Here is a 7,236-nt window from a genome sequence, read left to right as displayed (position 1 = left end):
CCAGCAGCAGGCCCATGCCCCGGCGCCGGGAGAGGTCGGCCGCGGCTTCCTTTCGCCCCAGGCCGCAGGTTCCCGTGAGGTAGAGGAGGACCCCCGAGGGATCCGCCGCGGCATCCCGGACAAGCCGCCGGAGCTGATCGTCAGGGCCTCCGCCGAAAAACGAAGCTGCGGGCGACTCATCTGCCGGATAGACCCGGACCCAGGAGCGCAGGTCGGCGTCGAGGGCGGTGCCGGCCAGGATGAAATCGACGATCCGCTCGTCCGCCGCGAGGCTCCGTTTCAGGAACGGCGGCAGGGGCTGGGGCGGGTCGGTCGTAAGCGACACCAGCCGGTTCCGGATCAGGGGCGCATCGGGGGAGAGATGCCGTCGGGCCGCGAGCTTGGCCTCGAGGTCCGGGCAGAGGAGCCCCAGGGCCAGGTCGGCGCTGGGCCGCCTGCGGGTCACGTCGTCCTGGAGATACGCGTAAAGCTGCTCGTAGCGAAGGTCCAGCTCGGGCGCGAGGGCGATCATGAGGAGGTCGGTTTCCATGGGCTGGAGCCCGAACAGGTCGGCGATCCGGCTCAGGCCGGGAATCTCCGCTGCGACGTTGAACAGACCCGCCCCCCCTTCCCGAGCCGTGCTGCCGGCTGACGGGAAAACCCCGGGATGCCCCGGTTCGGTCGCCAGGATCCGGGCGATGTCCTCCCGGGAGATATAGAGCCCCCGGTAGGCGTCCGGCCGGCCGTCCGGCCCCAGGGCCGCATGGACCTTGTCCACGGCCGCGGCCAGCAGCCGGTCCAGGCGCTTCAGGGCGGCCGCGAGGCCCCTGACGTCAATATGGGGAGGGGTGTCCTGGTTCATGTCCGTCGCTCCATGGCGTTATTTGTACACCTTGATCTCGTAGTCGCCCGTGCCGCCGGTGCGGTTGTAATGGCGGACCTGGAGATAGTATTTCCCGGCGGCGAGGTCTGCGCTGATCTTCGGGTTGTAGCCCGTCCCGGAATCATCGTCTTCCGCGATGAGGAGGGTCCGGCTCTCCGGTCCGTAGAGCTTCATGACCAGGTCGGTCTCCCCCTCGGTTTCCATGAAATGACGGCCGGGGGACTTGACCGTGAAGGTGTAGAGATCCTCCTCGCCCGCCTGCCCGATGGAGGCCTTCGTCCCCTTGTGCTCCAGAACGCCCAGCTCGACCACACCGGGCTGGACGCCCTTTCCCGGATACATCTTCCCGCCGGCGATAAAGGCCTTTTCAACGGCCGAGAGTTTCGTGTTCTCCTTGGCCTGGAAACCGTCCAGGGTCCATTCCTTGGGGAAGGAATAGAGCATGATGGAATCGGGGTCGAACTCGGTGCCGTTGATCTGGTCGTGGGCGTATTTGTTGAGGACATTGTGGCGGATGGTGGCGACATCCCAGTTGTTGGGCGGCCCCGACAGATCGCGGATGACGGCCTCCTCGTTCCACTGGATGCCCTTGTCGGGGTTCTGGTGCTCGTGGGCCAGCGCGATGGCGTGGCCGAATTCGTGCAGCACCACGGCCTCGTCCAGCCACCCGAAGTTCATGGTCGGCTGACTCACGTGGATGCCCGCGGCATCCGTGCCCACGTAGCTCCACGCGCCGTCGTTGGCGAAGGCGATCCGGATGTCGGCGTCGGGGGCGTTCCCGAAGTCGAAGTTGAGGTTGGCGAACTGGGTCCACTGGGGCGCGAATTGCTTGACGACGTTCTGCTGGCCGGCGGTGCCGCCCAGAAACGAGACGCGCAGGGTCGATCCGTTGGGCCACAATTTCCCGATGGGGGAGACGGCGCGGGTGCGCGTGGTGTCCCCGATGCTGCGGAAGAGTATCGCCCGGTGAAGGTCCTTGGCGAGAATTCTGTCAAAGCAGATTTTCTTGATATCGGACATGGCAGGCCTCCTTTGGTGAGGATGATGGCAGTGTTACGATTCTTTTTTTTCGGTCAGGGCGGCGTCGCCCCGGCCCAGCCTCTTCACTTGATCCCCGGAAATCTCGACCGGGGCCGAAGCATTTTCGATCCCGAGCGCCGCGTCGCGTGCCCGGACGGTTCCGGCCCCGGCCAGGGTCGCCGACCCGGGAAGGTCCCCCTTCTCTTCGTCGTACAGATCGAACCAGGGGAGCCCGTGGCGGGTGTAGGCCGCGGCATCGATGGGCGTGGGCGGCGGGTCGAAGCCCGCGATTTCGCGGAACCGCGCGCTGTTGAGGATATGGATGACGATCTCCCCGCAGGTCCCGGGGTCCCACGCATCGAGGCCGTGGGGATCCGGATGGATCCGCTGCCGCATGACGCCCCCGGCTCCCAGCCCCATCCGGGGCGATCCCAAACCGCCCAGGCCCGCCATGGGCCGTTTTTCGTGCGGCATCTCCGGCGGCGGGGTATCGGGAAACCTCCCGGGCCGGGCCTCGAATACGGTGATGTGGATGCCGCCGCGCCGTTCCCGGCCGGTGAGGGAGGCCTCCAGGGTATAGCCCAGCCCCAGGGGCATGGCCACAAACTGCCGGATGGTGCCGTCGCCGGTGTTGAACCCGTCCAGCCACGGCTGCAGGGGCGCGACGATGTAGTTCTGGGGGCCGTCGTCCAGGATCTTCCCGCCGGAGCCGGAGGCCGCACCGGCAATCTCCCCCGTGAGGACATTGACGCCCCCCGCGGAAACGACGACCGCGCTGGGGTGCCAGGCGGCCCCCCGGAAGCCTATCCAGAGCGCCTCCCGCTGGTACATGGGAATGAAGAAGGTCTTCCGCGCCGGCGGGGCTGCCGCCAGCCCGGCCCCCGTGGACTCCGAAAAGATGCCTGGAAAGAGCGATGCGTCATAGATCGGAAAAGCCCCCAGTCCGGGGGGCAGCGGATAGGTGCGGCCATCGTCGGGAAGCCGCAGGGTGCGCTGAAAGGACACACCAAAATGCGGCCCGATCCGGATGGCGTGCGTATCGAAATCAATCTCCATCACGGCACCCCCCTCTTTTCCCGCGGCGGCTTCGCGCTGCATCGCGGCGACTCGCTCCTGCAAGGCTGTTGTCGGGTTCCAAAAGAAGAGATCCCCCACGGTTTCTGATCGGGCACCCCCGGAACATTCCGGGCGGGCGCATGAAACTCACGGATCTGGCGGATCTGGTTCTTGTTGTTCGGGTTGAAATCTGTCGGGTTGGTTACGGTATGTTTAGAAATTCGCGATACGACGATGGAAGCACTCAGGGCGAGGTTGGAAGCGATTCGTTCCGGAGCAGCATTCGTGCCGGGGGAGTGATGCGGGCCAGGTCGATGTTTGGTGAATCGCCGTGCTTCCCTTATGCCAAAAACAAATAAGGATCATGATTTTGTTTGTCAATACATGACCATTTCCGAACACGTTCGATATCCGTCCCTCGTGCACCGTGGGTATCGTGCCAAAAAGTCATTTTCACAGGCATCTTGGAGACACCCCCGCGAGAATCCGGGGACTGCCCGAAAAAAATTCTGCATTCAAGACATTTCCATTGAAACTTCACCACAAACAGATTAAAAACAGCTTCCAACAGATCGACTTGCGCGACCCCGATAGTTTATTTACAGGAAGAGGCTTATGAAATACTGGCGGGTTCCCTTAGACGCGGATGCGGTGGACATCACCCGGGGCATCGTTCACATCCTGGAAGAGCGGTGCAAGGGCTGCGGATACTGCATCGAATTCTGTCCGCGGGAGGTCCTCGAATTCTCCCGGTCATTCAATGCCAAGGGCTACCACCCTCCCCGGGTGAAGAATGACGATTGCCTGAACTGCCACTACTGCGAATTGCTCTGCCCGGAATTCGCCATCTTTTCGGTCGAAGCCGCCCCGGCCCATCCGGGGCCGGCCGCCGGAGCAGCCGACTGACCGGGGGATGAAGCCCCCTGTCGGCATGCATACCCGAAGACACCATCCATGAGGCCGTCTATGAAAGCGAGAGTTCTCACCGGAGAACATTTTATCAACGGAGACACCGCCTGCGCCGAGGGCGCCATCGCGGCGGGGTGCACTTTTTTCGGGGGGTATCCCATCACCCCGGCAACCGAGGTCGCGGAGCACATCTCCGTCCGGCTGCCCGAGGTGGGCGGCACCTTCATCCAGATGGAGGACGAGATCGCGGCCATGACCTCGATCCTCGGCGGGGCGTGGACCGGCGCCAAATCCATGACCGCCACCTCCGGCCCCGGCTTCAGCCTGATGATGGAAACCATCGGGCTTGCCGTGGTCACCGAGACGCCGTGCGTGGTGGTCAATGTCCAGCGGGCCGGCCCGTCCACGGGCCTGCCCACCCAGGGCGCCCAGTCCGACATGATGCAGGCCCGCTGGGGCTCCCACGGCGACTACGAGATCATCGCCATCGCCCCCGCCTCCCCCCAGGAGATGTTCGACCTGGCCATCACCGCCTTCAACCTGAGCGAAACCTACCGGACGCCCGTCTTCATCATGTCCGACGAGATCGTCGGGCACATGAGCGAGAAGGTGATCATCCCCGACGCGGGGAAGATCAAGACGGTCTCCCGGCCCCGGCCCACCGGGCGGAAGGACCGGTTCCGCCTCTACAAGCCGGGGAAAAACGGGGTCGCCCCCATGCCCGCCATCGGCGACGGGTACAAGGTCCACGTCACGGGGCTGACCCATGATGAGAAGGGGTATCCGGTCATGACCGTCGAGACCCAGAAGGAGATGATCGACCGGATCATCGGCAAGATCCGCAACAATATGGAGGACATCGTCCTGACGGAATCCTACCGCCTGGAGGACGCCGAGATCGCCATCGTCTCCTACGGGGTTTCGGCCCGCACCAGCTACACCGCCGTGGAGGAGGCCCGCAGGATGGGCATCCGGGCCGGCATGCTGCGGCTCATCACCGTATGGCCCTTTCCGGAGAGGCAGATCCGCGAGCTGGCCCGGAAGGTCAAGGGCATCATCACCGTCGAGATCAACATGGGGCAGATCAGCCGGGAGGTCGAGCGGTGTGCTGCCGGAGTCGTGCCGACATTCAGCGTGGGCCATCCCGGCGGCACGATCATTCCCCCCGAGGATGTCATCGACGTTATGGAAAAGGGGTTCAAGCGATGACCCAGCACCCGAACGACGGCGCCGCCCGCGAGGCCCATCCCCTGGAGGACCTGGTCCGGATGGACCGGATCCCCCACATCTGGTGCCCCGGCTGCGGCATCGGATCGGTCTTCACCGCCTGCCTCACGGCCATCCGGCAGAGCGGGATTCCCCATGAACAGTTCGCCATGGTCTCGGGCATCGGCTGCTCGGGCCGCGGGGCGGGATACATCAACATCGACTCCTTCCACACCACCCACGGCCGGGCCATCCCCTTCGCCACCGGCATCAAGATGGCCAACCCCGGGCTGAACGTCATCGTCTTCTCCGGCGACGGCGATCTCTTCGCCATCGGCGGGAATCACTTCATTCACGCGGCGCGAAGGAACATGGACATCACCGTGGTCTGCGTGAACAACCTGACCTACGGCATGACCGGCGGCCAGGTCGCCGCCACGACGCCCCACATGGCCCGCTCCTCCACCACCGTGGTCGGAAACCCCGAAACCCCCTTCAACCTGCCGCTCCTGGCCTATGCGGCGGGCGCCACCTACATCGCCCGATGGACCATGCTCCATGCCCGGGACCTGGCCGACGCCATCGAGGCGGCGATCCGGCGGCGGGGCTTCTCCTTCATCGAGGCCCTCTCGCCCTGCCCCGTCAACTACGGCCGCAGGAACCGCGAAAAGCCCCTCGACACCCTGAAATTCTACCAGGAGAAGGCCATCATCAAGAACGGCGCCCACCCGGCCGAACTCGACATGAGCGACACCCGGGGGCCGATCCTGGGCAAATTCCTGGACATCGACAAACCCACCCACGATGAGGTCTACAAAAAGATGTACTGGCCGGAGGAAGGGTGAGCACCATGAAAAAAGCGCATGAAATCAACCGGCAGGAGGTCATCGTCACCGGATTCGGCGGGCAGGGCATCGTCCTGGCCGGACGGATCCTGGGCATGGCCGCGGCATTGGGGGATCACCGGGAGAGCACCCTGGTCCAGTCCTACGGCCCCGAGTCCCGGGGCGGGGCCTGCTGTGCCCAGATCGTCATCTCCGATGCGGTCATCCAGTACCCTTACATCAAGGCCCCGGACATCCTCATCTGCATGTCCCAGTCGGCCTTTGAAAAATACCGGCAGGCGGTTCGGCCCGGCGGCACTCTCCTCACGGACAAGGACCTCGTCACCTTCGACGGCGCCCCCCCGGCCGGGGGGGACGCCTTCGCCATTCCATCCACCCGCATGGCCGAGGAGCTGGGCCGCAAGATGATGGCCAACATCATCATGATGGGCTTCGCCACGGCCGTCACCGGGGTGGTGTCGGCCGAGGCCATGAAATCCGCCGTCACCGCGTCGGTTCCCAAGGGAACGGAAACGCTGAACCTGGGGGCGTTCGCCAAGGGGTTCGATTACGGCCTCTCCACCCTGAAAGGGCGGGAGAAGAAAAAGTCCGGCGCCCCCGGAAGGACAGGAGCCGCCTCATGAAGCGCCCCAAGGACCGTCTGCACAAAGTCGTCGTCATCGGCGCAAACCCCGCGGGCATCGCGGCCGCCAACAAGCTGGGGGAGCTGGGCATCCCCGTGACCCTCGTCGACCGGGAGGCGAACCTCGACCGGAAGCTCTCCAGCGAGGCCTGGCGGCTCGATTCCGGGGTCCCCCTCAACCACGCCCACCGTCCGGGCCTCATCCGGATTTTCCGGAACCCCGGCATCCAGTGCATCCTGCCCGCCTCGGTCACCGGCATCCGGCACACCCCCCAGGGGTTCCGGGTCGGCCTGACCCGTCACCAGACCTTCTCCGACCCGGAGGCCTGCATCCTCTGCGGGCGGTGCGCGGAGGTCTGCCCGGTATCCACCGACACCGGCGGCAAGGCGGTGGCCTTCGAGGGCCGCCTGAGCCTCCCCGGCCGGCCGGTGATCGACAAGCGGCGCCCGCCGCTCTGCCGCGAAAACTGTCCCCTGGGCGTCAACGCCCAGGGCTATGTGGCCTTGGCCAGGGCGGGAAGATACGCCGAGGCCCTCGCCCTCATCCGGGAGCGGAACATCCTTCCCGGCATCTGCGGCCGCGTCTGCAGCCACCCCTGCGAAGACGACTGCCGCCGGGGGACCCTGGACGACCCGGTCGCCATCCGGGCCATCAAGCGCTTTCTCGCCGACTACGGCGCAGGCCACCCCGACGAGATCCCCCCCGTCCGAACGGC

Annotated in this window: 8 protein-coding genes; 5 read left to right on the top strand and 3 right to left on the bottom strand. The window is 65.4% G+C overall.

All coding sequences use genetic code 11. The features are described 5' to 3' along the window. The 3 genes from ACEW8N_RS14715 to ACEW8N_RS14705 all read right to left on the bottom strand — a co-directional run. A partial coding sequence (locus ACEW8N_RS14715; protein ID WP_373500593.1) for a hypothetical protein occupies positions 1-841 on the bottom strand: 841 nt, incomplete at its 3' end. A gap of 18 nt (positions 842-859) precedes the next feature. After that, positions 860-1,882 carry a pre-peptidase C-terminal domain-containing protein gene (locus ACEW8N_RS14710; protein ID WP_373500592.1) on the bottom strand — a complete coding sequence of 341 codons (1,023 nt, stop codon included), beginning with the start codon at positions 1,880-1,882 and terminating at the stop codon, positions 860-862. Between the two features lie 33 nt (positions 1,883-1,915). Beyond that, positions 1,916-2,980, bottom strand: a complete 1,065-nt coding sequence (locus ACEW8N_RS14705; RefSeq protein ID WP_373500591.1) for a hypothetical protein — start codon at positions 2,978-2,980, stop codon at positions 1,916-1,918. A gap of 573 nt (positions 2,981-3,553) precedes the next feature. On the opposite strand from ACEW8N_RS14705, the gene ACEW8N_RS14700 reads away from it, so the two are divergent. The 5 genes from ACEW8N_RS14700 to ACEW8N_RS14680 all read left to right on the top strand — a co-directional run. Further along, positions 3,554-3,844 (top strand): ferredoxin family protein, encoded by a 291-nt coding sequence (locus ACEW8N_RS14700; RefSeq protein ID WP_373500590.1) that lies wholly within the window; start codon positions 3,554-3,556, stop codon positions 3,842-3,844. Positions 3,845-3,904: 60 nt separating this feature from the next. Next, a complete protein-coding gene (locus tag ACEW8N_RS14695) occupies positions 3,905-5,056 on the top strand; it encodes a 2-oxoacid:acceptor oxidoreductase subunit alpha (protein WP_373500589.1) in 1,152 nt (383 codons plus the stop codon). Continuing rightward, positions 5,053-5,898: a 2-oxoacid:ferredoxin oxidoreductase subunit beta gene (locus ACEW8N_RS14690; RefSeq protein WP_373500588.1), complete on the top strand. Its 846-nt coding sequence runs from the start codon at positions 5,053-5,055 to the stop codon at positions 5,896-5,898. The genes ACEW8N_RS14695 and ACEW8N_RS14690 overlap by 4 nt, the downstream gene beginning before the upstream one ends. A 5-nt stretch (positions 5,899-5,903) precedes the next feature. Continuing rightward, positions 5,904-6,521 (top strand): 2-oxoacid:acceptor oxidoreductase family protein, encoded by a 618-nt coding sequence (locus ACEW8N_RS14685; RefSeq protein ID WP_373500587.1) that lies wholly within the window; start codon positions 5,904-5,906, stop codon positions 6,519-6,521. Further along, positions 6,518-7,236: 4Fe-4S binding protein (locus tag ACEW8N_RS14680; protein WP_373500586.1), on the top strand; the 719-nt coding region annotated here is incomplete at its 3' end. The genes ACEW8N_RS14685 and ACEW8N_RS14680, both read left to right, overlap by 4 nt.

The sequence above is a fragment of the Desulfococcus sp. genome, assembly GCF_041737845.1.
Taxonomy (GTDB): domain Bacteria; phylum Desulfobacterota; class Desulfobacteria; order Desulfobacterales; family Desulfococcaceae; genus Desulfococcus.
Note: the sequence above shows the minus strand (reverse complement) of the source record. Positions and strands in the feature narration are given on the sequence as shown.